Source organism: Flavobacterium limi, assembly GCF_010645075.1.
Lineage (GTDB): Bacteria > Bacteroidota > Bacteroidia > Flavobacteriales > Flavobacteriaceae > Flavobacterium > Flavobacterium limi.
In genome coordinates this window covers 76,250-102,770 of the sequence record NZ_JAADZV010000013.1, presented here as the reverse complement: position 1 = coordinate 102,770, position 26,521 = coordinate 76,250, and the positions used below count along the sequence as shown (strand labels likewise).

General features: G+C 37.7%; 24 protein-coding genes. 15 read left to right on the top strand and 9 right to left on the bottom strand.

Features of this window, described 5'->3' with window-relative positions:
• The first annotated feature begins 498 nt into the window (after positions 1-498).
• From GXM16_RS20970 to GXM16_RS20955, 4 genes are all read left to right on the top strand, one after another.
• Positions 499-1,011, top strand: a complete 513-nt coding sequence (locus GXM16_RS20970; RefSeq protein ID WP_163396452.1) for a hypothetical protein — start codon at positions 499-501, stop codon at positions 1,009-1,011.
• 399 nt (positions 1,012-1,410) lie between these two features.
• Positions 1,411-1,917: a hypothetical protein gene (locus tag GXM16_RS20965; protein WP_163396451.1), complete on the top strand. Its 507-nt coding sequence runs from the start codon at positions 1,411-1,413 to the stop codon at positions 1,915-1,917.
• 577 nt (positions 1,918-2,494) lie between these two features.
• Positions 2,495-4,960: a TonB-dependent receptor gene (locus GXM16_RS20960; RefSeq protein WP_163396450.1), complete on the top strand. Its 2,466-nt coding sequence runs from the start codon at positions 2,495-2,497 to the stop codon at positions 4,958-4,960.
• 48 nt (positions 4,961-5,008) lie between these two features.
• Positions 5,009-5,452: a DoxX family protein gene (locus tag GXM16_RS20955; protein WP_163396449.1), complete on the top strand. Its 444-nt coding sequence runs from the start codon at positions 5,009-5,011 to the stop codon at positions 5,450-5,452.
• 312 nt (positions 5,453-5,764) lie between these two features.
• Here the strand turns inward: GXM16_RS20955 and GXM16_RS23110 are convergent, their stop codons facing one another.
• From GXM16_RS23110 to GXM16_RS20935, 5 genes are all read right to left on the bottom strand, one after another.
• On the bottom strand, positions 5,765-5,899 hold the full coding sequence (locus tag GXM16_RS23110) for a Fe-Mn family superoxide dismutase (protein ID WP_229684412.1): 135 nt from the start codon (positions 5,897-5,899) through the stop codon (positions 5,765-5,767).
• Positions 5,900-6,082: 183 nt separating this feature from the next.
• Positions 6,083-6,439, bottom strand: a complete 357-nt coding sequence (locus GXM16_RS22935) for a hypothetical protein (protein WP_229684408.1) — start codon at positions 6,437-6,439, stop codon at positions 6,083-6,085.
• 48 nt (positions 6,440-6,487) lie between these two features.
• Positions 6,488-7,657 carry a chromate transporter gene (locus GXM16_RS20945; protein ID WP_163396448.1) on the bottom strand — a complete coding sequence of 390 codons (1,170 nt, stop codon included), beginning with the start codon at positions 7,655-7,657 and terminating at the stop codon, positions 6,488-6,490.
• A gap of 11 nt (positions 7,658-7,668) precedes the next feature.
• Positions 7,669-8,184: a hypothetical protein gene (locus GXM16_RS20940; RefSeq protein ID WP_229684407.1), complete on the bottom strand. Its 516-nt coding sequence runs from the start codon at positions 8,182-8,184 to the stop codon at positions 7,669-7,671.
• A gap of 62 nt (positions 8,185-8,246) precedes the next feature.
• A complete protein-coding gene (locus GXM16_RS20935; protein ID WP_163396447.1) occupies positions 8,247-9,092 on the bottom strand; it encodes a chromate resistance protein ChrB domain-containing protein in 846 nt (281 codons plus the stop codon).
• Positions 9,093-10,208: 1,116 nt separating this feature from the next.
• Here GXM16_RS20935 and GXM16_RS20930 point away from each other — a divergent pair.
• The 9 genes from GXM16_RS20930 to GXM16_RS20890 all read left to right on the top strand — a co-directional run bounded on the left by GXM16_RS20930 (position 10,209) and on the right by GXM16_RS20890 (position 19,838).
• Positions 10,209-10,373: a hypothetical protein gene (locus GXM16_RS20930; protein WP_163396446.1), complete on the top strand. Its 165-nt coding sequence runs from the start codon at positions 10,209-10,211 to the stop codon at positions 10,371-10,373.
• A complete protein-coding gene (locus tag GXM16_RS20925) occupies positions 10,370-10,990 on the top strand; it encodes a YciE/YciF ferroxidase family protein (RefSeq protein ID WP_163396445.1) in 621 nt (206 codons plus the stop codon). The genes GXM16_RS20930 and GXM16_RS20925 overlap by 4 nt, the downstream gene beginning before the upstream one ends.
• A gap of 79 nt (positions 10,991-11,069) precedes the next feature.
• On the top strand, positions 11,070-12,242 hold the full coding sequence (locus GXM16_RS20920) for a PQQ-dependent sugar dehydrogenase (protein WP_163396444.1): 1,173 nt from the start codon (positions 11,070-11,072) through the stop codon (positions 12,240-12,242).
• 4 nt (positions 12,243-12,246) lie between these two features.
• A complete protein-coding gene (locus GXM16_RS20915) occupies positions 12,247-13,206 on the top strand; it encodes a gluconolaconase (RefSeq protein ID WP_163396443.1) in 960 nt (319 codons plus the stop codon).
• A 24-nt stretch (positions 13,207-13,230) separates the two neighbouring features.
• Positions 13,231-14,343 (top strand): catalase family protein, encoded by a 1,113-nt coding sequence (locus GXM16_RS20910; RefSeq protein ID WP_208797405.1) that lies wholly within the window; start codon positions 13,231-13,233, stop codon positions 14,341-14,343.
• 115 nt (positions 14,344-14,458) lie between these two features.
• Complete coding sequence (locus tag GXM16_RS20905; RefSeq protein ID WP_163396442.1) at positions 14,459-15,871, top strand: MFS transporter; 1,413 nt, start codon at positions 14,459-14,461, stop codon at positions 15,869-15,871.
• Positions 15,872-16,084: 213 nt separating this feature from the next.
• The gene (locus tag GXM16_RS20900; RefSeq protein WP_163396441.1) at positions 16,085-16,570 is read left to right on the top strand and encodes a (2Fe-2S)-binding protein; all 486 of its coding nucleotides are present in this window, start codon (positions 16,085-16,087) and stop codon (positions 16,568-16,570) included.
• Positions 16,563-17,582 (top strand): FAD binding domain-containing protein, encoded by a 1,020-nt coding sequence (locus GXM16_RS20895; protein WP_163396440.1) that lies wholly within the window; start codon positions 16,563-16,565, stop codon positions 17,580-17,582. The genes GXM16_RS20900 and GXM16_RS20895 overlap by 8 nt, the downstream gene beginning before the upstream one ends.
• Before the next feature lie 18 nt (positions 17,583-17,600).
• A complete protein-coding gene (locus GXM16_RS20890; RefSeq protein WP_163396439.1) occupies positions 17,601-19,838 on the top strand; it encodes a xanthine dehydrogenase family protein molybdopterin-binding subunit in 2,238 nt (745 codons plus the stop codon).
• Between the two features lie 356 nt (positions 19,839-20,194).
• Here the strand turns inward: GXM16_RS20890 and GXM16_RS20885 are convergent, their stop codons facing one another.
• Positions 20,195-20,935, bottom strand: coding sequence for a DUF72 domain-containing protein (locus GXM16_RS20885; protein WP_163396438.1), 741 nt, complete (start codon positions 20,933-20,935; stop codon positions 20,195-20,197).
• Positions 20,936-21,397: 462 nt separating this feature from the next.
• On the opposite strand from GXM16_RS20885, the gene GXM16_RS20880 reads away from it, so the two are divergent.
• A complete protein-coding gene (locus GXM16_RS20880) occupies positions 21,398-21,646 on the top strand; it encodes a hypothetical protein (RefSeq protein ID WP_188726563.1) in 249 nt (82 codons plus the stop codon).
• 83 nt (positions 21,647-21,729) lie between these two features.
• On the opposite strand, the gene GXM16_RS20875 is transcribed toward GXM16_RS20880, so the two are convergent.
• Positions 21,730-22,797 (bottom strand): zinc-dependent alcohol dehydrogenase, encoded by a 1,068-nt coding sequence (locus tag GXM16_RS20875; RefSeq protein WP_163396437.1) that lies wholly within the window; start codon positions 22,795-22,797, stop codon positions 21,730-21,732.
• A 45-nt stretch (positions 22,798-22,842) separates the two neighbouring features.
• Positions 22,843-25,041, bottom strand: a complete 2,199-nt coding sequence (locus tag GXM16_RS20870; protein WP_163396436.1) for a hypothetical protein — start codon at positions 25,039-25,041, stop codon at positions 22,843-22,845.
• Positions 25,042-25,336: 295 nt separating this feature from the next.
• Here GXM16_RS20870 and GXM16_RS20865 point away from each other — a divergent pair, with 295 nt between their 5' ends.
• The gene (locus GXM16_RS20865; RefSeq protein ID WP_163396435.1) at positions 25,337-25,960 is read left to right on the top strand and encodes a YciE/YciF ferroxidase family protein; all 624 of its coding nucleotides are present in this window, start codon (positions 25,337-25,339) and stop codon (positions 25,958-25,960) included.
• Positions 25,961-26,019: 59 nt separating this feature from the next.
• Here the strand turns inward: GXM16_RS20865 and GXM16_RS20860 are convergent, their stop codons facing one another.
• Positions 26,020-26,508, bottom strand: coding sequence for a CinA family protein (locus GXM16_RS20860; RefSeq protein ID WP_163396434.1), 489 nt, complete (start codon positions 26,506-26,508; stop codon positions 26,020-26,022).
• Between the last annotated feature and the right edge of the window lie 13 nt (positions 26,509-26,521).

Below are 26,521 nucleotides of genomic sequence, written 5' to 3'. Positions count from 1 at the left end.
TCTAGTGAAATTGTAGACGAAGGTTTTAATAAAATTTCTTTTTTAGAAAGGTGAATAATCTTTAAAATTCACCTTAGTTTTTTATATTGAATAAAAGCCATTTGGCGTTGTGACGGGGTCAGGACAAATTACAACATCATTTTTGGATGATTTGAAGAAATTGGCTTACTACATCTAGCGTCTGTCTTCCTTTGGCTTTGTAAATTTGGTTTAGATGTACTGTTGGGGATTGATGCAAAAATCTATTTAATTACTCAAATGATTTTAAAGAAAGTGATAATTTATTTTTAAGTCCAAAAAAATCAAAATTAGATTTTGTTGAAAAAAAATCACAGTTCTAAAAAATTTGATCCACGCTTCAGTAAAAAGTATAGATAGCTGATATTTGTTAAAATTCACCTTAGCTTTTGTGGCAGAAAAGTTATCAGGCCGAAAAACATCCTCTATCCAAATTTAAATTAGTATTTTCGTTTTATTGCTTACTTAATTAATCAAAAAATGGGACAATATATTACTATTATTTATGCAGATGAAAAATTAGAAATTGATGATAAAATACCACATTTTTACAAAAATGGGCATTTGATAATTCCATATAAAAATGAAATCCGCTATGCGGTTGAAGAATTACAAAAGATATGTAAAGAGGGTATGACGCTTGACGAATTGTTTAATTTTTATATTGATACAGATTACATTTTCAATGAAGATAAAACTGATTTTCTTGAAGAATATAAAGGATTAAGTAATGATTTAGATGATTTAGAAGATATAGCTTTAGTTGAATTTTTAAAACGATTAAATCTTCCAGATTTTACGGTTTTAAGTTATGATGATTTGGTCGGAGATTATATTTTAAATTTTGAAAATTTTATTTATAAAAATTCAGATCGAAATTTCAATAGACTTAGAATAAGAATGGATGAGTCATATCTATATCATTATGGCGGGTGTAAAATATATTGTTTGGAAATTATGGAAGCAAAAAAAAACTCTAAATCGTTGATTTAGAGTTTTTAAAGTGACGGGGTCAGGACAAATTACAACATCATTTTTGGATGATTTGAAGAAATTGGCTTACTACATTTAGCGTCTGTCTTCCTTTGGCTTTGTAAATTTGGTTTAGATGTACTGTTGGGGATTGATGCAAAAATCTATTTAATTACTCAAATGATTTTAAAGAAAGTGATAATTTATTTTTAAGTCCAAAAAAATCAAAATTAGATTTTGTTGAAAAAAAATCACAGTTCTAAAAAATTTGATCCACGCTTCAGTAAAAAGTATAGATAGCTGATATTTGTTAAAATTCACCTTAGCTTTTGTGGCAGAAAAGTTATCAGGCCGAAAAACATCCTCTATCCAAATTTAAATTAGTATTTTCGTTTTATTGCTTACTTAATTAATCAAAAAATGGGACAATATATTACTATTATTTATGCAGATGAAAAATTAGAAATTGATGATAAAATACCACATTTTTACAAAAATGGGCATTTGATAATTCCATATAAAAATGAAATCCGCTATGCGGTTGAAGAATTACAAAAGATATGTAAAGAGGGTATGACGCTTGACGAATTGTTTAATTTTTATATTGATACAGATTACATTTTCAATGAAGATAAAACTGATTTTCTTGAAGAATATAAAGGATTAAGTAATGATTTAGATGATTTAGAAGATATAGCTTTAGTTGAATTTTTAAAACGATTAAATCTTCCAGATTTTACGGTTTTAAGTTATGATGATTTGGTCGGAGATTATATTTTAAATTTTGAAAATTTTATTTATAAAAATTCAGATCGAAATTTCAATAGACTTAGAATAAGAATGGATGAGTCATATCTATATCATTATGGCGGGTGTAAAATATATTGTTTGGAAATTATGGAAGCAAAAAAAACTCTAAATCATTGATTTAGAGTTTTTAAAGTGACCCGTAAAGGACAGATTACAAACCATTTTATGGAAGATTTGAAGAGATTGTCATACTGGAAGTAGAGGCTGTCTTTCATTGTCTTAGTGAATCTGATTTAGTTGTCCTGTTGGGGATCGATACAAAAAATATAAAAACTTAATTGGTTAATGGCAGTGGGCTAACGTACAATTCTACAAATATTATTGAGGATTTGAAAAGATTGTTATCCTTAAGCTAGAATTGTCTTTCGTTGGCTGTATGAATTATTGTTGCTAAAAATAATATTTGATTTTTAGAAACTTTTTTAGGAATATGATAATTTATTTGGTTAAAAAGTCTTCCTGAATTTTTTGGACCAAAATTTCATACTCAAATGGTTAGCTAAATTTTATTTAATAGCCGCCTTAATTTTTTTGTGCAGAAAATGCATCAAGTCCAATTTCTGATAGATTCAAAATTACTTTAGGATTTATTCTCATATCAAAAATATATTAATCCTATATAATAAATAGGCTTTTATTTTGACTATTAAAAAATAGTTTGCAAATTTACCGATTGGAAAAAGATCATAAACTAATGAAACAATACTTATTAAACATTCTCTTATTATTTTTTATACAAACCATATCAGCACAAAAAGCTTCCATAAAGGGCACCATTTTAGACGATCAAAATGCAGTTCCTATAGAATATGCAAGCGTTGCATTGCTAAGTTCCCTTGACAATTCGGTAATTGAAGGTGATGTATCCAATAAAAATGGAAATTTTTCTATCCAAAACATTAAATCGGGCAGCTACAAACTCAAAATTTACTTTGTGGGCTACGAATCGCAGATATTGGAAAATATTAAAGTCGAGGATAACAAAAATACAGAACTTGGAGCCATCAGATTAAAACCTGGCGCTCAGGAATTGAATGAAGTCGTGATGAGAGGCAGGAAAGCAAAATCCTATAATAAAATTGACAAACAGCAATACAAAGCGAGCCAGTTCGAAACCGCGAAAGGAGGTTCGGCCGTTGATGTTATAAAAAACCTGCCATCAGTCACGGTAAATGGAGAAGGCAGCATTAGTTTTAGAGGTTCTAATAGTTTTATGGTGCTTATCGACGGCAAGCCTGTGCTGACGGATCCTGCAACCATACTGAGCCAGCTGCCGGCAAATACAATTCAAAACATTGAATTGATTACTGCACCTTCAGCAAAATACGATCCCGATGGAAAAGGCGGCATCATCAATATTGTGACTACTAAAGGCAGTGCGGATAGTTTTGCCATATCTGCAAATCTAACGGGAGGACTGCCCAGTACGGATGATTATGATAATTTAGAAAAACCGCGGCGTTTTGGCGGTGATATCACGGCCAATTATAAAAAAAATAAAATAGACCTTTCTCTTACAGCCAATTATCAAAGAAACGACAATAATGGCTATCGGGAAGGTGATGCCTATACCAAAGATTTTGATGCAAATACCATTACAAGATTTCCTTCTAATGGCGAGAGAAGCTTTGATAAATATAATTATTCTGCCAAAACAGCATTGATTTATACAGCCAATAAAAATAATTCCTTCAATTTTGGGTTTTATTTAGGCAGGAAGTTTCAGTCCCGACGAGCCGATCTTGTCTACAGAAACAGTACTTCCGACTTGATTAGTAATGCTGTTTTGAACCAGTTAACGTACTTCAACTCAAATGTGCAGACAAAAGAAGGAAAATTTACTTTAGCTAATTTTGATTATACGCATACCTTTATCAACAAATCCGCCCTAACTGTTTCCGCGCTCTATGAACATGCCGATTTATACGGGAATACAGTTAATTTAAACATGGATTATCCTGCCAAAGAAACTGTTTTTCAGGAAATCAACAATCCGTATTCCAATCCTATTTACGGCTATCGATTGAAATTAGACTACACAGTTGCTATTGGCGAGGGAAAACTGGAAAGCGGTTATCAATATAGAGAAGACAAACAGGACGGAACATTTGGTTATACTGTGGATCCGGAACCGGTTCCGCCGGTTGACAATTCATGGTTCAGAGGAACCGCCAGAACAAACAATCATATCAATGCTGTTTATTCGCAGTATTCGGGAAAATCAGAAAAACTAAGCTATATAGCCGGTTTGCGTTATGAATATGCGCAAAGGGAAGTAGTGCTGTCTACTGATGTGAATCCTCATCGTTTGAATTTCAGCAATCTTTTTCCATCGGCCAATTTGTTATACGCTTTCAATGATTCCTGGAATGCAAAAGCGGGATACAGTAAAAGAGTGCAGCGCAATAATAATTCCGAATTAAATCCAATACCTGAAAGAGAGCACTCCGAAACTTTAGAACAGGGAGATCCTGATTTGCTGCCCCAATTTATCGACTTGGCCGAACTGGGAATAAACCACACTTTCAAAAAAGGAACTTTGTTTGCAACATTGTATTATCAAAACATTAAAAACCCGGTTCAAAGAGTCAATAGCGTTTACAATGACACCATTTTGAACAGGGTCTATACCAATGCAGAAAGGGCAAGACTATATGGTGTTGAAATGGGAACCAATCTTAAACCATGGAAATGGGTGTCCCTCTATCTTGGCGCCAATATGTACAATTATAGAATAAATGGCCGTTTGGATGTTCTGGGCGAAGCATCAACTGTCGATAATTCGGACTGGGTGTATTCGCTGAATAGCAACTGCACATTCAGCTTAGATAAGAACTGGAGCATTACTGCCAATGTGAATTATACTTCTGAAAAACCTACAGCCCAGGGAGAAGACTCACGCTTTTTGGTTCCGAACATGTCACTAAAAAGGACCATTTTGGACGGCAAAGGCAGTTTAGGATTCCAATGGCAGAACATCAGCTTAGGCAATATGGGAACAAACCAGCAGAGGATTACCACTTATGGAAGCGACTTTTATACAACGACCAACTATATTTATGAAACCAATGTTCTGCTGCTGAATTTCAGCTATAATTTCAATAAACTGACCAGTAAAAACAAACTTCCAGCCAGTGAATTTGGCGAAAAAGAATTTTAAGTTTCCATGAACCAGCCTTTTTAGCCAAAACTTTCAAATAAAATAATTATGATGCAAAAGCTGATACATACAAATGATTCTAAAACAACTATTATAATCCGTTTATTGGTCGGGGCAGTTTTTCTTTCAGAAGGAATTCAGAAATTTTTATTTCCTGAAACTTTGGGAGCAGTGAGATTTGCCAAAATCGGCCTGCCATTCCCTGAATATTTGGGCAATATCGTTGGTTCTTTTGAAATACTCTGCGGCATATTGGTCCTGATTGGACTTTTTACAAGGCTGGCAAGCATTCCAATTATCATCATTATGCTTGCTGCGATCACCACAACAAAAACTGAAATTTTTAAAAACGATGGTTTCTGGAAAATGCTTCATGAGAGCAGGACAGATTGGGCAATGCTGCTTGGAGCAATTTTTCTTTTGATGGAAGGTTCCGGCAGGTGGTCGGTTGACAAGAATGGACATGCAGACAGAAACTGGCGAAAAAATTAAGATCCTATCTTTTTTGTCTCAATTTTTCTTTAGTATATTCATTTTAGATTTAATATTTTTTTTGGAAGCTTTCCCCTCTGTACGCTCCACCGGGGCGCAAGGGAACTGGCGAGCCAATCTTCTGCACCTAACCCCGGCCGGCACAGAAGGATTTCTGCTTCTATCGGGGCCAGGTTATTGAGCAGGTAATTGTTAATGTAAATTTTACCTGCTTTTATTTACCGGTAAACAGCAGTTTAATTATCCGCCATTTTTAGTGTTTGAATACTGTTCCGAATTTTGGTTTTTATGTACTGCCGTGCATTTATGGATTTATTTTGTTAGTTTTTCGGCCTCATTGAGACGTTGTGCAACATTATCCCAGTTTATGATATTGAACAGGGCATCCACAAAGTCAGTGCGTTTATGTTTGTATTTTAAATAATATGCGTGCTCCCATACGTCAATTACAAGGATTGGAATTGCTCCACTGGGTAGGCTTTTCGTGATTTTCGCACTGCAGCACTACAAGGCTGTCACTATAAGGCTGATAGGCTAAAATTCCCAGTCATTGCCATCTACATTCTTGGAGGTCGCTGCAATTAAAACTTTAAGGTTATCGAAACTTCCAAAGTTTTTTTTCAATACGCTTTAAAAGACTGCCGCTTGGCAGATTGCTTTTGTGGGTAAGGTTGGTACAAAAAATAGAATGCAGTATATGGGAAGAAAAGTGGTAGGATAATTTTTTGTCCAGAAATCAACAGTTTCAAGATTGTTTTGCTCCAAAGCTTTTCTTATCATCTGCAGATCTTTATTAGCACCTTTAACAGCCCCGCCGTGCTGAAAAGTGTAATGCAGGTGAAGCATTTCAGAATCCATGTAAGGCTCCAGGAAATTTTCATTGTAGGGAAGGGTCTGCTGGATGTAATTCCCATCTGCGTCTGCCAGCTTATCAATATTGTTATGGGCTAAATTGTTTGAAAAAGCATTGGCTGTGGGAAGTACCAATGCCGCTGCCCCGAGAAACGTACCTGATTTTTTAAAAATCTTTCCTATTCATATTATTACTGATTTTATGATTATGCCCACTACAGCGGCTATAAGAATAATATACGGCTCCTGGATTTTCTTTATGTATAGCAGCGCTAAGATACTGGAAAAAGCGATAAGTACAGTCGGAATATCAAAAATGCTCCTTCTTGCAATTACGATTACCGACCCGACAAGCGCCCCTACAACTGCCGCAGTAATCCCGTCCACAAACGCTTTTACGGGTTTGTTTTGTGCAATTTTTTTAAATGAGGGAGCCATGGCAATGGTGAAGAGATAGCAGGGCAGGAAGGTTGCCAGTGCGGCCACCAGCGCTCCAAGGAATCCATTGACAAGATAACCGATAAATCCAACGGTTATCACAACAGGACCTGGGGTAATCATGGCTACAGCAACAGAATCCAAAAATTGCTGCTCTGTCAGCCAGTGGTTGTCAACCACAACTCCTGAATGCAGGAAGGGAACGATCGCCAGCCCGCTTCCAAAGACGAAGGTTCCGGCTTTAGCAAAGAAAATGGCAATTTCTGTAAGGGTTGAACTTTCGTAATTCCAAAAGGCAGCCTGCAGCAGCACTATTGAATTTACGGTTTTTCCATTCCACCATTCAGGCGGAGCCTTGACAATCATATATAGGATTCCTGCGGCTATAAATAACAGAACCTGCTCCTGTTCGGTCAGAAAGGTAATGACTGCCGCCAGGAAGAAAAACAGCCATAAAAGCCATTTTGATTTAAAGGACTCCACATTGAACCTGCCTATGGATTTTAATGTCAGCTTATAGGAGCTCAGGGCAATAATTCCAATAACGGCAGCCCCCACACCGTAGAAAACAGCCTGTATCCATGACAATCCCCCATACAATTTATATACGATTCCCAGCAGGACCACCATTATAAAAGAGGGCAATACAAAAGCAAATCCTGCCAGTGTGGCCCCAAGAAGCCGGTAATGTACAAATCCAATATAGATTCCCAACTGCGCCGCCAGGGGTCCTGGAGCCAGCTGTGCCAATGCCAGGCCTTCCCTGTATTCCTCTTCTGAAATCCATTTTCTGTCTTCAACAAGATCTTTATGCATATAGCCCACCAGGGCAACAGGGCCGCCAAAGCCGATCGTGCCTAATTTTAAGAAATAAAGCACCAACGACCTTAAGCTGTATTTTTTATTTTGTTCCATTGTATGATTTTTTAAAAAGCAATTCCAAACTGCACTCCGGCGGTAAATGTCGCGGGATGATCGTTGCCAAAACGCACGGGCAGGGGCACTGCCAGGAAATAGCTGCTGTTTTTGTTTTTTATGAAAGTTTTGTTCAGTACAGGAGTGAAGCCGTATCTGCCTGCACTTTCAAAGGCCAGTCTTCCGGCAAAAGTGTAGCCTTTTCCCAAAGCTACTAAAACGCCGGGATGAAATACCGTATTGGTTACTTTGTCGCTGCTGCCCTGGATCCTGATATTGGGAACGATCTCAAACGAGAAGCCTATTTTGGAACTTTTCCAGATGTTTATTCCTGTTGGGAATCCCACGGCATAATAATCCCGGAAGTTTAGATTGGTCTGCTCGCTAGAGATTGTCACTATTGGGTGGTAGATCCCAAAATATCCTGTGATCCTCGGATAGGTTTCCTGAGCAAAAGCGGCTGTGCTTATATACAGCAATACAAAAAGTAAAATAGGTTTCATTTCAATGATATAGTTTTGTTTCATAAGACAAAGCTATATATACTAAACCGATAGAAATAGAAGGTTATTTACTTTTTGTATCTGGTTTACTTTTTAGGTGATTTTTTTCGGTATGCAGAAGGATTTCTGCCGGTCTGAAGTTTGAAAATCCTGGTGAAATGGCTGTGGTCGGAAAAGCCCGTCATATAGGCTATTTCTGTTAGGCTGTAGGAGGAATTCTCAATAAGGCTTACAGCTTTCTCAATTCTCAATTTACGGATGTAATCGCCAAAATTCAGGTCGTCAAAATACTTGGAAAATTCCCTTGAGAGATAAGAGGGGTTTAATTCAAGGTCATTTGAGATCTGTCTGAGGTCGAAATTAAACTGGGTGTCGATCTGGTCCTGAAGCATTTCCTTGAGTTCTTTTACCCAGGGCGGTGTCTTTTTGTTTGGCTTTTTTTCGGCCAGAAATTTTTGGTACACCTCGTGCAGGAGATTCTCAAAAGGGCTGTTCTGGAGATGTTTCTCCTTATGCAGATGCGTGGCCCAGCTGTAGAGGGCATCATAGAGGACTATACCGCTCTCCAGCAGCTTGTAATCATCGGTGATATTGTAGGAAAGCCCGGCTGAAACCGCCCAGAGCCCGGCTGATTCTGCTGCAATATCATGCCTGTCGGTGTCTGCGCCGCGTACAATTCCTGCTATAATTGCAATGGCAGGATCATCAATGCTGTATTTTTTAACGATGTAGTCAAAGGTGCACTGCTCGTTATAGTGCGTAAACTCTACACCAGGAATATCAAAGGGAACCGCATCAAGTTCTTTGGCTTTTTCCAGAACCTCGCTGTAGGGGACGTAAATGAATTCAGCTTGGCGGTCTACAAATCTGCGGATGAGCCACGGACATGCAATGCGGTCTATTTTAGGTCTTTCCCTTGTAATCCATTTCATGGTATATCGGACGGCTTTTAAATATGATGCAGGTAAATGCAGGCTAATTTACATTTTTTTTCTTCTCAGCGCTTTTGATTTTCATAAAAATTGAACATGTCCCTTTGGCTGGTGTGGAAGATCAGCGGCATCAGCCGTTTATCTTGCCCTTATGGCAGGGCATGAGCCATTTTCCATCCTCTGCAGCAGCCGGATTTCTTCAGGGCTGTGGGCAGCACATTGAATTGTGTTATGCTGTTTTAATTTTATTTTTATGGAGGTGTTTCCGCTATGCGCTCCAATCTTCTGCACTGAACCCCGGCGCAGAAGGATTTCTGCTGCTATCGGGGCTAGTAAGCTGGACAGGAATTTGTAATCGTGAAGTTAGTAAGATTAATACTTATCAGCATTCAATGATTTAAATATATTAAAGAGTCATAATTTTATTGCACACTCGCTGTTTCTATATGTGTAGGCTTTCGAATCATTAGTTTATGATTATAAAATATTTTTTGTCAAAGGTGTTCTTTTGCATTTTTTTTTAGTGAGAGAGATTTTTAATAAAAAAAAAGGGATTAAGGTATTTTATAATGCAAATAAAAAATGGCGCCAATTGTCTTTAATTGGCGCCATTTGGCTGTTGAGTGCCCCGTAAAGGACAGATTACAAGCCATTTTATTGGGGATTTGAAGAGATTGTTTTACTGGAAGTAGGGGGCTGTCTTTCATTGGCTTGGTGAATTTGGTTTGGTTGTCCTGTTGGGGATTGATATATAAAAAATATAATACTTAATTGGTTTATGCGGGCAGACTAAGATACAATTCTACAAAAATATTATATAGAGTTTGGAATAGATTGCTATAATCGACATAGCATTGCCTTTCATTGGCTCTTTGAAGTACTATCTTGTATTTAAAATATAACTATTTTTTTTAAACTTTTAAGAGGTTTGATATTGTTGGTAAAAATAGGTCTTCCTTAAATTTTGCGTCAAAATATCATAGGTTATTGGTTATTCGTCTTAGCTTTTTGTGTGGAATCAAATCAAGCTTAAGAATGCAACCGAGGATATTCTTAAAGCTAAAACCTGTATAATAACCATTTTTAGATAAATACTTATTTAGACCTGCCGGCTTATTGGTAAAATACTTTCAAGCACAAAATGATGACGATCTCGCCGATACCCAGAGATATGCTTCGTTTGTAGCAGATTATAAAGCTGTAAAAGAATTCCGATATTATGTAATAGGAAATTTAATGGACAGAGTAATTTTGGTTGGAACTAAAAAGCTAAAATTATGAAAACTGCAACACAGAAAACAGCAGCTGCAAAAAGAAACACCACGGCCACGAAAAGCCCTGCAAAATCCAAAACTGAAACTGCTGGCACAAAAAGCGGAGCTGCGAAGGCTAAGTCTACTGCAGCCTACGGCTTGCGAGAATTATTTATCAATTCTTTGAAAGATATATACTGGGCAGAAAAAGCACTTACAAAAGCGCTGCCAAAGATGGCAAAAAATGCCACTTCAGAAAATCTTGTAAAAACAATAAATGACCATCTATCCGTAACGCAGGAACAGACGGCAAGACTGGAAAAAGTATTTTCATTGATCGGTGAGAAAGCAACGGCAAAAAAATGCGATGCCATGGAAGGGCTGATTGAAGAAGGCGAAAGCATTATTGAAGAAACAGAAAAAGGACCTGTGCGAGATGCCGGTATAATCGCTGCTTCACAAAAAATCGAGCATTATGAAATTGCCGCCTACGGCACTCTTGCAGCATTTGCAACTACTTTAGGTGAAGATGATGCGGTGCTCCTGCTTGAGAAAACTTTAGCCGAAGAAAAAGAGGCTGATACTTTACTGACAGAAGCTGCCTACAATACCATCAATTTTGATGCGGCGGCTGAAGACGAATAAAAAGATAGATTAAAAACTCCAATAGACCTGTATCATGCGATACAGGTTTTTTATTCTATTTAATAAATAATTCAACTATATGAAAATAAAAATTTTACTGCTGCTGATACTTATTCTCAGCTGCATCAGCCTTAAAATGTTTGGGCAGAAAGGAATCCCTCCCAGGGAAAATACAATGAAAACCACCATTACCAATTTTCCAGCGCATATGGAATATACCAGTAATCTGGCATCGGGTCTCAAGACAGCTGACGGCTGGACAGTTACTCCCGCAGCTACAGGACTTGGAAAACCGCGAATGCTTTATCTGGGAAAACAAGGACAACTTTATGTTACCCGACGCGATGCCGGTGATGTACTAATGCTGACTGATAAAGACAAAGACGGAAAATTTGAAGACATGATTCGTGTCGCAGACTTTCCAGGTGTGCATGGTATTACTTCAAAAGACAATTATATGTACCTGTGCAATAACAATAAAGTATTGAGGTATCCTGTAAATCCCGACGGTACGTTAGGAAAAGTGGCGGACACGCTCATTAAAGATTTACCGAGCGGCGGACAGCATGCCAACCGAACCATGGATTTTGGTCCTGATGGTAAATTATATATTTCAGTGGGAAGCGTCTGCAATGATTGTAAAGAAAGCGACAAAGAAACTGCCGCAATGTTACAGGTAGACTCGCAGACTTGGAAAAGGACATTGTATGCATCAGGACTTCGTAACACCATTGGTTTTGACTGGCATCCGGAATCTAAAGAAATGTGGGGAGTAGACAATGGCGGTGATACCAAAGGGGATGAATGGCCTCCCGAAGAACTTAATCACATTATAATGGGAGGAAACTACGGTTTTCCTTTTGCTTATGGGAAAAAGGAAGTAGATAAAAGCAGGGAAGACCCTGTAGGAAATACAAAAGAAGGATGGGTTAAACCTACACAGCCTTCTGTTTTGGAATTTCCTGCGCATAGCGCTCCGATTGCTTTTGCTTTTTTTGATAAAGGGTCAAATAAAGGTGATGCTTTGATCTGCTGGCATGGCTCATGGAACAGACAAAATCCGAGCGGTTACAAAGTACAGCGTATCAAATTTGATAATAAGGGAAATGCAGTAGGATCAGAGGATTTTTTAAGCGGTTTTCTAATTGGAAACGAACGTTTTGGAAGACCTGCAGGAGTTATAATTGGAGAAAATATAGTATACATTTCTGATGATGCCAATGGCATTATTTATTCCCTTAAACAAAAATAAAATCATGAAAAAGTTAATCATATCATTACTGATTATCCAAACAGCTTGGGCACAGCAACCTACTAAACGTATCGAGTTCGAAGCGCCGGAATCCTATCCGGAAGGCGTGGCTTTTAACAAGACTGCCAATGAATTTTATGTTTCTTCTGCACGCTTAGGAACAGTTGGGAAAGTTACAAAAGAGGGTAAATATTCAGAATTGTATGCAGATAAATCACTGAAATCTACTTATGGTCTGAAAGTACATCCTGACTGTAAAAAACTGTATGTATGTTCTGGTGATGCCAACTATAGCAAGTTCAGTACTCCTGATACCAAAAAGAAAATGGCAAGATTGGTTATTATTGACCTAAAATCCGGAAAGAAAACTTCTGATATTGATTTGTCAGGCCTTGTTCCGGGAGAGCATTTTCCAAACGATCTTACTTTTGATGATAAGGGTAATGTTTATATCACAGATAGTTATGCCGATGTTATTTATAAGGTGGATAGTTCCGGAAAAGCATCTATCTTCAGTAAAAGTGAACTGCTTAAATCGGCAGGTGTCGGACCTAACGGAGTTGTATTTCATCCGCAGGGATTTCTTCTTGTGGCTAATAACGGGACAGGAGCATTAGTAAAAATTGAAATTGCAAATCCTGAAAAAGCAGCAAAAGTTAAAATAGATCAGTTTTTTCCAAGTGCAGACGGACTGCTTTTAAATGATGTAAACACCCTTACTTTAGTGCAGAACGGAGGGGTAAATAAAATTTTTAAAATAAAAACTGCTGACAATTGGGTTTCAGCACAGGCAACAGAATCTACATCTATAGAAGACCGCTTTGCTTTTCCATCCACAGCGGCGATGTCAGGAAATGAAACTTGGATTATGAATGCCAATTTCAGCGAACTGACAGAAGGGAATAATGTTCCTTCCAAAAAGTTTTCGTTGCAGCAAGCAGTTTTTAATCCAATAAAAAAATAAATTTTATAAACGAATAAGTATAACATGACTGATTTTAATTCCTACCTCCTTTATAATAATACTATAGAAACAATACAGCCTGACGAACAGGAAATCAGTCAGAAAATTGTAGATTCAATGGCAAGGGTAAACCGCCTTATGTATGAAAAATACAGACATGCGATCAGAGATGCCCATTCTAAAAGTCACGCGATATTAAAAGGTGAACTCCAGGTATATGAAAATCTTCCAGTTCATATTACGCAGGGATTATTCAGTATTCCTAAAAAGTATCCGATAATTGTCCGCTTTTCTACAGCTCAGGGATCTATAGTACCAGATAAAATGTCTGCCTTTAGAGGTATGGCTATAAAAATTATTGGTGTTGAAGGAGAAAAACTGCTTCCGGAACTATCTGATGCCCTTACGCAGGATTTTCTGCTGGTTAATTACCCAATCATACCAACGGGAATTATTAAGGAATATCTTAAAATGCAGGAAGGGTTGGAAAGTCAGGCAAATAGAGGTGAATTATTTCAGAAAGTGGCGCAAAAGGCTGCTGTAGAGGTACAGAACGTTCTGGCAGCAGTAGGTCTGGCAGACGACACCAATGAATTGAGCGCACCAGGCCCGCATGTTCTGGGAGACACTTATTTCAGTATGGCAGCATTGCGTTTTGGAGATTACGTAGCCAAGATAAATGTCAAACCGTTGTCTGAAAATGTAAAAGCGCTGTCAGGAAAAAAGATTGATAATGAAATAATAGAAGAAGATGAAAATGCTTTTCTGACCAGAATTATTTCGGATTTCTTTCAAACCGGAATCGCGGAATATGAAATGGGCGCACAGCTTTGCACCGATCTTGAAATTATGCCTGTTGAAGACGGATCTGTACAATGGCCTGAAGATAAAAGTCCTTACCAGCCTGTTGCAAGAATCAGTTTTCAGCCTCAGCAGACCTTCAGTCCCGAAAGACGGGTGTATGCAGATGATGTTTTGAGTTTTAATCCTTTTCATTGCCTGCCCGAGCACCGTCCTTTAGGAAACATCATGCGTGTTCGAAAACTGGCATATGAAACATCTAGTAAGTTCAGACATCATATGAATGCTCAACCAGGGTCGAACCAAAAAGTATTGAAGAGCTACCGGATTAAATAGTGTGTATTGATTTTCAACTCATTAAATTAATAACCCTATATATTTAAAATTGACAATGTTCAATTCAATACATTAAACTATTGATAATTAGTATTAATTACCATATATGCAGTAAATGTTTACTAAAGAAGAAGAGAAAGAGATTAAAAAAAAGAAAAAGCGTACTGCGGTCCATTTACTGCCGTGGGTAACTGCGGTGGCAATGTTCATTCAGTCGCTTGATGGTACTATACTCAATACTTCACTGCCTTCTATTGCGAAAGACATGGAATATTCTCCAACACAAATGCATTCTGTTATCGTAACTTATGCGCTGACACTTGCACTATTCATTCCGCTATCTGGCTGGCTTGCCGATAAGTTCGGCACCCGTACCATGTTTATGATTGCTGTTGCCTTATTTGTAGCAGGATCTTTATGCTGTGCGCTTTCAATCAATCTTTTAACCTTTAACCTGTCACGAGTTTTGCAGGCAATTGGAGCATCAATGATGGTACCGATTGCAAGACTCGCAATATTATATCAATATCCAAAAAGCAGGCTTTTAAAAACAATGAATTTTATCACGATTTTTGGTCTGCTCGGTATGGTCGTAGGACCAAGTTTGGGAGGATTTTTATCGGATAATCTTTCTTGGCACTGGATTTTTTTGGTTAATGTTCCTATTGGAATTATTGGTATTTCTATGGCTAAAAGAATCATGCCGAATTTTAAAAAAGCCGTTGGGAAATTTGATTTTCGAGGGCTGGTTTATTTTAGTTTTGCCTTGATTGTAATTACCATGATGTTAGAGCTGGTAAGCAGTGGTCTGAGCAATTGGTTCATTATTCTTGGCGGTTTATTTGTTTTTAATGCATTGGCGGCGTTATATTACTATCATTATAAAAAAACTGAAAAACCAATTATTGATTTAAGACTTTTGAACATTAAGACACTTAGAGTAGGATTGACAGGAAGCCTGATTACCCGATTAGGAATTGGAGGATTACCATTATTACTGCCACTCATGCTCCAAACAGGGTTTGGATATTCTGCCTCTGTTTCCGGATTGTTATTGCTTCCTTCAGCACTTGCTAATGTTGCCATTAAACCTTTTATGGTTCGTATTATTAAAGCGTTAGGATATCGAAATGTATTAATCAGCAATACGGTGTTATTGGGAATTGTTTTAATTATATTAGGCTTTGTAGAAAGAGATACACCTTTAGTATATTACATCATACTGATGGTTTTCTACGGTTTTTTCACTTCAATCCAGATGTCGGCTATGAACACCATCACCTTAGTAGATCTTGATGAAAATACTAAAAGTGGCGGCAATACTATGTTGGTCATTATGCAGCAATTGTCTATTAGTTTTGGAGTATCTGCGGCCAGTTTGATTTTGTCGTTTTTTGGATCTCAAGCTATGGGATTCAGTATAACGCAGTCATTTCATTATACTTTTATTGTCCTGGCAATAGTCACGATTTTTTCAAGTATAACTTTCCGAAGGCTCAGCTACTCTGATGGGCGCGGATATATGTAATTTTTTTTAATTATTTTAAAAAAGAAATCCTGTCTTAATATTAAGCTTCATAAAAACGAATAGTTAATATTCTTCGGCTACTACTCAACAAGTGTTAGCATTTCTGTAATAATTATGTAAGGATCTGGCTTAAAAAATGTAAATCAATTTAGTATTACTTGCAGAGATTTGTTTGGCTGCACAAATCTTGTCAGTATTGAAATTCAAGTGATTATGAGATCAAGCCCGTTATGGAGCATTATGCTCACCGTCAATCGTAAAGATTATGAATTAGAAATATTGCCTTGGGTTTCTTTACTCGATGCATTGCGCGACAGACTCAAGCTCACAGGGACAAAAAAAGGCTGTGATCATGGACAGTGCGGTGCCTGTACTGTCATTTGCGATGGACAACGAATTCTGAGCTGTCTTTCGCTTGCGGTTATGAAAAACGGCAGCGAAATCACAACGATAGAAGGTGTAGCAAATGGTTCTGAACTTCATCCGCTTCAAAAAGCTTTTATTGAACATGATGCCTTCCAATGTGGATATTGTACGCCGGGCCAGATATGCAGTGCTTTGGGAATGCTTACGGAAGGTAAAGCACAAACCCGGGAAGAAGTAAAAGAGCTCATGAGCGGTAACCTTTGCCGTTGCGGTGCAAATGCAGGAATAATCGATGCGATTATGGAAGTAAAGAAAGGAGGAGATCATGAATAATTTTCAATATAAAAAAGAGATTACCGTCACTACAGCGTTAGAAGCAGTCAATTCAAATGAAAACGCTGCCTTTATAGCAGGAGGAACAAACATAATTGATCTTTGGAAATATAATATAACAAACCCAGAGTTGCTTGTCGATATCAATGGAATTGATGAACTAAGGACAATTCAGGAACTCGAAGACGGAGGTGTAAGATTAGGCGCCCTTGTCAAAAATGCTGCTACTGCCTATCATCCTGTAATTGAAAAAAAATATCCCCTATTATCTAAAGCAATTTTAGCTGGTGCTTCGGCGCAGATTCGGAATATGGCTACTGATGGAGGCAATCTTTTACAGCGCACCCGCTGCTATTATTTTTATGACCCCGATGTTCCCTGTAACAAGCGTGTACCCGGATCGGGATGTCCGGCTTTAAATGGCCGTAATCGCATGCATGCTATATTAGGTAATAGTGAGCACTGCATTGCTGTTTTTCCTTCAGACATGTGTGTGGCATTGGCTGCTTTGGAGGCCGTTGTTAATGTTATGGGACCAAACGGAAGCAGAAGTATTCCTTTTGCAGAATTTCATCGTCTTCCGGGCGATATGCCTCACCTCGATAATACCTTGCAGCAAGATGAAATGATTACTTCAATTGATCTTCCGTCGAATCATTTGTATAAACACTATACCTATCTCAAACTTCGTGACCGGCATTCTTATGCTTTTGCATTGGTTTCCGTCGCAGCAGCTTTTGAAATGGATGGAAATGAAATTAAAAAAGCCAGAATAGCCTTAGGCGGTGTCGCGCATAAACCATGGCGTAATACAGAAGCCGAAGAATTTCTTAAAGGAAAAACAGCCACAGCAGATAACTTCTTAATAGCGGCAGAAAATGTTCTTTTTGGGGCGCAAGGCAGAGGAGAGAACGATTTTAAGATTCCACTTGCCCGTCGTGCAATTGTACGCGCCTGTATGATGGCACTCAATCCTGAAACACAGAGACCGGGAGCTGGTCCGTCACTTTAACTTATTAAAGATCACGAAATGGAAAATAAACTCTTAGTTGGAAAACCTGTAAGCAGGCTTGAAGGTTTTGAAAAAGTGACAGGAAATGCCAAATATGCAGCAGAATATGCTGCCCCGGATTTGCTTTATGGTTACGTGGTAAACAGTACCATAACAAAAGGAAAGATATTGAGTGTAGATGTATCTGCAGTGCTGGAACTCGCAGGTGTAGTTAAGGTATTTACTCATGAAAACCGCCCAGGTCTTGCGTGGTTTGACTTGCAATATGCCGACATGGACGCACCACCGGGAACTGTTTTCAAGCCGCTGAGCGATAATAAAATAAGGTACAATGGACAGCCGATTGCACTAATAGTGGCAGAAGATTTTGAAACCGCACGTTACGCATCGACCTTACTTAAATTTGTTTTTGAAGAAGAACCTTTTGATACATTATTAACCCAGAATCTTGAAAAGGCACGTAATCCAAAAAAAGGAATGTCGACTCCTCTCAAGCCACCGCCGCCAAAGCCAAAAGGTGATTTTGAAAAAGCATACAAAAACGCTCCATTCCAAGCTTCTGGTGATTTCCTTCATGCTACTGAACATCATAATCCAATGGAATTATATGCAACTACAACAGTCTATGAAGGGGAAGGGAAGTTGACCATATACGATAAAACGCAAGGGACAATCAATAACCAATTGTATGTAGCCAATGTTTTTGGCTTAAAATATAAAAATGTACGGGTGCTGGCGCCCTATGTGGGTGGTGCCTTTGGTTCTGGTTTACGACCTCAGTACCAATTGTTTCTTTGCGTTCTGGCGGCATTGGAACTCAAAAGAAATGTGAGGGTTGTATTAGAAAGAAAACAGATGTTTTCCTTCGGACATCGTCCGCAGGTTGTTCAGTCGCTTCGGTTTGGAGCCAATACCGAGGGAAAAATTACAGCAATGAACCACAGTGCTGTTGGAGAAACATCCAAATATGAAGATTATAATGAGATATTGGTTCCGTGGAGTCATAAACTATATCCGGCGGCTAATACATTATTTGAATATAAACTGGCGCCGCTCGATCTCGCCACGCCAATTGATATGCGCGCTCCGGGTGGTGTCTCGGGAATGCACGCTATCGAATGTATTATGGATGAACTGGCTTATAAATTAAATATTGATCCGCTTGAGTTTCGTTTAAGAAATTACTCCGATATAGATCCCTCAACACAAAAACCTTTTACCAGTAAGGAATTAAGGCAGTGTTATGAAAAAGGAGCAGAAAAATTTGGATGGAATCTAAGAAATCCGAAACCCGCTAGTACCATAAGAGGAAACAAGCTGGTAGGCTGGGGAATGGCAACCGGAATATGGGATGCTTATCAGTTTCCGGCAAGAGCGGAGGCTATATTAACCAAAGAAGGAAAACTGGAAATACATAATGCGACAACAGACATTGGGACAGGTACGTTAACCGTTATGACCCAGATAGCAGCAGACGAAATGGGACTTTCTTTAGATGAGGTGTCATTTTATTATGGAGACAGCAAAAAGCCTTTTTCCATGTTTCAGGGCGGATCTGCCATCACGGCCTCTACAGGAGCGGCGATTGTCGTTGCTGTTAAGGAATTAAAGAAAAAGATCATAAAAAAGATAAAAGATATTCCGGATTCGCCTTTTAAAGAAATCCCGGAAGAAGAGATTGTTTTTAGAAATGGTATGGTGCATCAGATAAACCAGCCGAATGTGTTTATTTCGTTTAATGAAATTATAAGAGCAAACAAAAACAAAGTAATAAAAGTTACTAAACTGGGTGGCCCGGACTTAATTAAAATTAGAAAATTTAGTAAAGCGACTCATAGTGCTTCTTTTGTGGAGTTAGAAATAGACAAAGACTTGGGAACTATTTCTGTTACAAGAGCAATCACAGCAGTTGCAGCCGGAAAAATTATCAACCCCAAAACAGCAAAAAGTCAGATATTGGGATCAATGATCTGGGGTATCAGCAAGGCATTGCATGAAGAAACATTATTAGACCAGCATTTGGGAAAATATATGAATGCCAACCTTGGAGAATATCATATACCTGTGCATGCCGATATTCCACAAATGGAAGTGATTTTTGCCGAAGAACGAGATTCTGTAATCAATGAACTAGGAATAAAGGGAGTAGGTGAGATAGGGATGACGGCCATTCCTGCAGCAGTAGCTAACGCTATTTTTCATGCTACGGGAAAACGTATCAATGACCTTCCTATACATTTTGAAAAACTATTATGACTCCTTTTAAAACTACAAAGCCGTATATATTTTCGGGGCTTTGAACGAGTTTGTTTAGAAAACCCCTTGCATGGCTTTCTTTTGAACCTGTATTTTCTAATAATGAATCAAGTTGTTTGTGAAGTTTCTATAATTGATTCATGGTATTGAATTATAAATAAAGATCAACAATATATAACGTATTGCACTGCTAATAATATATGTTTAATACTACAGCTAAGTGAATCTACTAAAATGTAGTAAAATGATTTGTTAAGACTCTCAAACTTAATTGAGCTAGAATAGCGTAAAAGGCTAAAATTTATCAACTATTTTTTTCCATGAACTTTACAATTTTATAATCTCTATTTTTAATTTCATGAACTTTTACCGTTCATTAGCTTTTTCAATTGCAAAGCATTAAAAGGCGCATACCCTTTTTCGTCGTTGTCAAAAAACACAAATACATCTTTGGTTTTTAACCATTGCAGGCATTGATCAGCCCATTCTTTTAAAACTTCATCAGAATAACTGCCCTGATATTTAGCAGCAGTCGGACCGTGTAATCGTACATATACAAAATCAGCAGTAATTTGTATAGGTGAAATATGTCCGGCTAATTCATAAATGCAAAATGCGCAATTATATTTTTCTAAAAGCTGGTACACTTCGGGCATATACCAGCTTTGGCTTCGAAATTCAAAAACATATCGATTTTTCGTTGAAAGTGTAATTAGAAAATCTTCCAGTAGCTTAATGTCTACGTGGAGAGTGGGTGGAAGCTGAAATAGAATAGGACCTAATTTTTTTTCTAAAAACTTAACCTTTTCCATAAATATAAGCAGACTGTTCTGGGGATCATGTAATTTTTTCATGTGCGTAATAAAACGATTTGCTTTTATAACATACACAAAATCATCCTGAACGTGACTCTCCCAATCTTGTAAAGTTTTGTCAGCAGGCATTCTATAAAATGTATTATTGATTTCGACCGTGTTAAAAAATTTTTGATAATATGAAAAATGATCTTTCACTTTTAAATTTTCAGGATAAAATGTGCCACGCCAATGTTTATAAGCCCATCCTGAAGTGCCAATATGTATTAAGTGCCTTTTCATAATGTATTTGTTTTTGCAGAATTTTAAATTTAGAAAAAGCAAAAACAATCCATTTATAACTGCATTGATTTTAATTGTAGAATTATCAGCTTAATGTATATAGAAATGGTTCAAGTAAAGAGGTAGAAATAAACACATGGGCACCAATAGACGAAAGTAGTTCAGCAGTTGCTTTTCCGATTCCTGTTGTGCCGCCAGTTATTACAATGCGCTTTCTGTCAACATTGCGTCCAAAATAGTCTGATCAATTCCCCATTATAGTTAGTGCGATATATATCTACGGAAACAATATCTGGTGTAAATTGACATAGTTTTTATTTATTCCCATTCTGCATTGTAGAATTTTTAGGTTTATAAATTTATTAAATCCTTATAATGGTGTAACTTAAATAGTAAATAGTATAAGCAGTACCTGATTGAATGACCTACTTTGCCAGTTATTAATAATTAAAAAAATATATTATGTTATTAGAAAATCAAAACACCGAAGGCGCAACTGCAAAAGCCCTTGAAGAACAAACTTCAAAAATTCCATCTGATCTATTTTTATATGCATCACTAGCAGCTATGGGAACATCGCTTACTTTAAAATGTCTTGGAAAGAGTCATAACGCATTGTTTGTAGGACAGTGGGCAGCTCCATTTTTATTATTGGGAATTTATAATAAGCTTGTTAAGCAATCAGGGCATGATTCTGAAGATAAATCGTAATTAATAATCTCTGAATTAGAATATTAAGCTAAGAAAAAAGCTGTCCTCATGAGGGCAGCTTTTTTTGTAGTAATGAAGAATATCTATGTTATAGTAAGCGCTACAAATACGGCCTCAGAATGCTCCTTGTCACGTGCGACCATGAAAGCATCATTAATCTGCTCAATTGGAAAACTATGTGTAATCATTTTTTTTGCATTTAACTGTCCTTTTGAAAGAAGGTCCAGACAAATCTTCATTTCAGGATAAATATCCCAAAAAGAATAACTTGCGCTCGGAATTAGTTTAATTTCGCCCATTTGAATGCGTTGCCACTCTAATTCGGTCATGGTTTTACCGGGATCAAATCCGCCAACAATAACAACTTTACCGCCAATTCTTGTAAAAGACACAGCCTCAGGAAGCGTTGTTTGCATTGCAGTTCCTCCCGCACATTCAAAAGTAATATCTGCACCCCGGCCATTAGTAAATTCCATCAGTTTCTGATAGCCCTCATCTGTTTTGGTATTTACCACCATGTCAGCACCAAGTTCCTTTGCCAGCCCGAGTGAAGAATCAACGATATCAAAAATAATTACATCGGCACCGGCTATCTTTGCCAATTGCAGCTGACCCAATCCTATTGAACCTGCTCCTATTATGGCTACTTTCTCATTTATTTTAAGGCCACTTAATTGCAGCGCATGGAGTCCAACAGAAAATGTATCGAGAAGTGCAGCTTCTTCATAACTAACGTGATCAGGAAGTTTATAGAATTTTTTAGCCGGACCACTTACGTATTGGGCAAAAGCCTGCGATACAGTTTGCATTCTTACTTTATATAAATCAGGACACAAATTATATTGTTGTATGTTGCACCATTCGCAGGTATCGTCTCCAAGAACGGTTTCTATAACGACCCTGTCTCCCGGTTTTACATTTTTTACTTCAGGACCTACACTTACGACTTCGCCGGCTAGTTCATGTCCCATAATTTTGCATTCAAGATGCGGATCATGTTTTTTCCAATGGCGAAGATCGGTTCCGCAAATTCCGGCTACTTTTACACGTGCCAATACCCAGTCCGGTTTTTGCAATTCTGGAACAGGGACTTCGGCAATGGAGAAATCGCCTTTTGCGGTTTTTAATGCCGCTGTCATTTTATTATCCATAATATGTACTATTAGAATTTATTATCATTTAAAAAATGCTGCAGATTATTTCCAGCTTATTCGCGCACGGGAACCGCCCGGAATTTCAAACTGATTATAAGGTTTAGGTTCAATCTCCTTGTATAAAGAATTAACTTTTATTTCAACCTTTACTTTTGATAAGTTGCTTTTTGTAATTCCGAAAAACATAAGAATCGCATTTAATTTCGGATCTCCGCATACACCAAACGTGATGTTTTTTTTACCAAAGCGAAATTTAACTGCAGGATAGTTGAGATATCCGGTTGCACTGAGTTCTTCAATTTTAAAATATTGTCTTGGAATAACTCCGAAAGAAAGTCCGGCGCCATAAACTTCCTGACCGACCTCACCGGATTTTTCCCAGCCGTCATGTATATCTTCAAGCGGAACCCATAATTTTTTTTGGACTTCACCTGTTTTTATCTCTTCGGCAATCATATCCTCCGGTAACAGTGTCGGATAATAATAAGGCAATCTGGTTACCGTATATTTTATAAACTCCGGAATTAATATTTTTAATGCCGGAAGAATATCAAGTCCTTCTGTAACTTCCATATAATGATGTAAAGCGGCATATACTTCAAATTCTTCATAAGCGGCAGTATAAGGTGCGTCACTTAACGGAAAAACAGAGAAGAAATTAGGAAAGTTTTTTCCGTAACCATAATTACAATCCCAAAGCTGAACATTTTTAAAAATTCCGGCAAGACAGCTGTAACTCAGATCAAGATATTTCTGATCATTTGTTTCTCTATATAATTCTACCAGTGCTCCGGCGGTAAATGCTGTATTGTTGGCCTGATAAAAAATGTCAAAAGCAAGACCTTCAAGGCTTTTTAATGCTTTTATTGCCTCATTAATAAATCGTTTTTCATTGGTAAGTTTATACGCCATAAGCATAACATGCGCATACGATCCCGGAACATCTTTTTCTCCGCCGTTTCCCGGTGATGTTTCTGCTTTGATAATCTCAAGAGTGGTCATCTTATAAAAAACCGGCCATTCATAATCAAAGGCATGCGCCACTTTAATGGCGTAATCAACAGATCCCAGAAAAAGTTCTTTTGCTACTTTGTCGCCGCGAAGTGCCAGACGTGAAAGGTTCAAAAGGGGATGGTGCAGGTACCAGGAGTCCATTACCATATCTTCTTTCTGCTCTTCAGATTTGTCCAGATTATCTACAAGATTAGGATGCCATCTCACAATACTCTTTATCCTTTCGTCATAAAAATCAGCAAGTCCACTATTTAAATCATTATATAAAGGATGTTCTGTACCAGCCCATGTCAGATATTCATGCAGTGGAAGAAGGACTGCCAGCTGTACCATGATTTCAGAAGGTGTGTTATAGTCGCCTACATATGCATTAAGAAACGGATTGCTGTTGGTCATAGTCCAGCAGCCTTTATTCATATGGAGGTCACTTAGAACATTCTCCACAATTGGATTCCAGTCGCGATATTCGGGCTCGGCAGGTTTAGGCAGAAGGGTATAAACTGCTGCCAGATTTTTTAAAAACTGGGTGGTAACTTCGATATCCTGCTTTACAACATTCTCTTCTAAAATTACAAACGCGTCAGAAATTGTAAATTCGACATCGGCCGGAATTGGTTTTTCCTTATTAACAGGAAATTCGAATCCTATTTCGGGCCAGCTGCCACCGACGGTTTCGGCCACCGAAGTTTCAGATGCATGACAGTAATCAGACATGGCAGATAGATTTTGAAAATAGAAAACAGAACCATTCTTTGGCTTGGTCATACTAAAATACAGCAAACCCGAACGTGTGCCAACCTGATGCGCGTGAATAATACCGGCAGTATTTTCGACTTTTCCGTCATCGGTCAACGGAACTATATCTCTCGGCCAAAACGGAATAAGCATCGGAAACGAGGCAGTAAATGTGGTGGTGTATCTAAAGATGGAAACCTCACTCTCAGGAAAAGATACTTTTATCTTATAATTTCCTAATCTGGTTAAAGCAATTAAAATTAGATCGCTGTTATCCTTATCAACAGATACTTCATCAAAATTACTGTTCATTGCAAAAGCCAGCCTGTAAGCAATTCTTCCTGCATTTGGGCGGCCTGCAGTCAGCCAGATTGAGTCACCGGTATTATAAAGCTGAATATTATAATCTGATAGGGCTGTTTCGTGCAGCAGCATACCACTCTGAATGTCGGACTGCGCAGTGGCAGTCCATGGTGTAACAGGATTTATCATAAAATTAAATTTTGGAGCAATTTATATTGTTTGATTTTATTTCAAATTTGCTCACTTTGCAAACTTCGTTCTTACATAATATTTTCTGATAGTTACACAATTTCATATCAAACATTGAATAAAAAGTCATCTTAAATAAAAATAACTTTGAAATTATCATCACTTTTTATAATATGATGAATAGTTTGTAGAATTCTAAAAAATAAGCACTGATTGTATAAAACATTATTAGAATTGTGTAAAATACGCTTGAGTCGTATTAATAGATTTGGTTGTATTAATTAAATTAAAAATTATGAAAAGTACACAAACGAAAAAAGCAACTTCAGCAAAAACAGCATCAGCAAAAACGAGTGTTGCGAAAGCACCAGCTAAAACATCTGCTGCAAAAGGACAAAACGTTAAAGCAAAATCTACTGCAGCAGAAGGTCTAAGAGAATTATTTGTAGATTCGCTTAAAGACATTTACTGGGCAGAAAAAGCACTTACTAAGGCATTGCCAAAAATGGTAAAAAACGCAACATCCGAAAATTTGATTACTGCTATAAACGAGCACTTGACTATAACAGAAGGACAAGTTCAAAGGCTTGAGCAGGTATTTGAGCTGATTGGACAAAAAGCGGTTGCTAAGAAATGCGAAGCTATGGAAGGTCTTATCAAAGAAGGCGAGGGAATAATGGAAGAAACACAAGAAGGTCCAGTAAGGGATGCCGGGATTATTGCTGCTTCACAAAAAATAGAGCATTATGAAATTGCCTCTTATGGAACCCTTGCTGCCTTTGCCCTTACTTTGGAAGAAGAAGAAGTTGCCAAATTGCTGCAACAAACTCTAGAAGAAGAAAAAGAAGCCGACATCATCCTTACTGAGGCCGCATATAACACAATCAATTTTGACGCTTCTGAAGAAGACGAGGAATAACTTTTGTATTTCATTAAAATTAAAAACCTGTAATCAACTCGAGATCACAGGTTTTTTACTTATTGGTTGTATACCTCAAGGTTGACTAGAATAAGTTCTGCGGTTCGGTCAATTGCCTGAAGAACAATTTCTTCAGGGGATCCGTGAAATATTTCCCTGTGTTTTATTTTATCAGTTGGAGTTATAATGTAGAAGAAAATTGTTCCTACTGGCTTTTCTCTTGTTTCGCTTCCTCCCGGTGATGCGAGCCCGGTTACGGCAACGGTTATTTTTGTATTGAAAATTTTGGCAGCTTGTTGTGCCAGCACTTGGGTAACCTCGGCAGATTCGGGCGTGCATTTCTCAATGGTAGTGTGCGGGACATGGAGAACCTGTTCTTTTACAAACACCTCGTAGCAGGCAATTCCACCGCGCAGTATATCTCCGGAATCTTCTGTCATCGAAAATTCGAAGCACATCCTGCCCGCTGTAACACTCTCGGCAAAGGCTATATTCCAACCTTTTTCCTTAATTATTTTGCTGCACTTTTCAACAATTCTTGATGACATAGTTTCGAAATTT

Coding starts and splice junctions, on each gene's coding strand:
- GXM16_RS20965 (WP_163396451.1), top strand. CDS start 1,411: ATGGGACAATATATTACTATTATTTATGCAGATGAAAAATTAGAAATT.
- GXM16_RS20910 (WP_208797405.1), top strand. CDS start 13,231: ATGACTGATTTTAATTCCTACCTCCTTTATAATAATACTATAGAAACA.
- GXM16_RS20900 (WP_163396441.1), top strand. CDS start 16,085: ATGAGATCAAGCCCGTTATGGAGCATTATGCTCACCGTCAATCGTAAA.
- GXM16_RS20880 (WP_188726563.1), top strand. CDS start 21,398: ATGTTATTAGAAAATCAAAACACCGAAGGCGCAACTGCAAAAGCCCTT.
- GXM16_RS20920 (WP_163396444.1), top strand. CDS start 11,070: ATGAAAATAAAAATTTTACTGCTGCTGATACTTATTCTCAGCTGCATC.
- GXM16_RS20970 (WP_163396452.1), top strand. CDS start 499: ATGGGACAATATATTACTATTATTTATGCAGATGAAAAATTAGAAATT.
- GXM16_RS20870 (WP_163396436.1), bottom strand. CDS start 25,041: ATGATAAATCCTGTTACACCATGGACTGCCACTGCGCAGTCCGACATT.
- GXM16_RS20905 (WP_163396442.1), top strand. CDS start 14,459: ATGTTTACTAAAGAAGAAGAGAAAGAGATTAAAAAAAAGAAAAAGCGT.
- GXM16_RS20940 (WP_229684407.1), bottom strand. CDS start 8,184: ATGAAACAAAACTATATCATTGAAATGAAACCTATTTTACTTTTTGTA.
- GXM16_RS20890 (WP_163396439.1), top strand. CDS start 17,601: ATGGAAAATAAACTCTTAGTTGGAAAACCTGTAAGCAGGCTTGAAGGT.
- GXM16_RS20955 (WP_163396449.1), top strand. CDS start 5,009: ATGATGCAAAAGCTGATACATACAAATGATTCTAAAACAACTATTATA.
- GXM16_RS20865 (WP_163396435.1), top strand. CDS start 25,337: ATGAAAAGTACACAAACGAAAAAAGCAACTTCAGCAAAAACAGCATCA.
- GXM16_RS20925 (WP_163396445.1), top strand. CDS start 10,370: ATGAAAACTGCAACACAGAAAACAGCAGCTGCAAAAAGAAACACCACG.
- GXM16_RS20875 (WP_163396437.1), bottom strand. CDS start 22,797: ATGGATAATAAAATGACAGCGGCATTAAAAACCGCAAAAGGCGATTTC.
- GXM16_RS20935 (WP_163396447.1), bottom strand. CDS start 9,092: ATGAAATGGATTACAAGGGAAAGACCTAAAATAGACCGCATTGCATGT.
- GXM16_RS20860 (WP_163396434.1), bottom strand. CDS start 26,508: ATGTCATCAAGAATTGTTGAAAAGTGCAGCAAAATAATTAAGGAAAAA.
- GXM16_RS20945 (WP_163396448.1), bottom strand. CDS start 7,657: ATGGAACAAAATAAAAAATACAGCTTAAGGTCGTTGGTGCTTTATTTC.
- GXM16_RS20915 (WP_163396443.1), top strand. CDS start 12,247: ATGAAAAAGTTAATCATATCATTACTGATTATCCAAACAGCTTGGGCA.
- GXM16_RS20960 (WP_163396450.1), top strand. CDS start 2,495: ATGAAACAATACTTATTAAACATTCTCTTATTATTTTTTATACAAACC.
- GXM16_RS20885 (WP_163396438.1), bottom strand. CDS start 20,935: ATGAAAAGGCACTTAATACATATTGGCACTTCAGGATGGGCTTATAAA.
- GXM16_RS20895 (WP_163396440.1), top strand. CDS start 16,563: ATGAATAATTTTCAATATAAAAAAGAGATTACCGTCACTACAGCGTTA.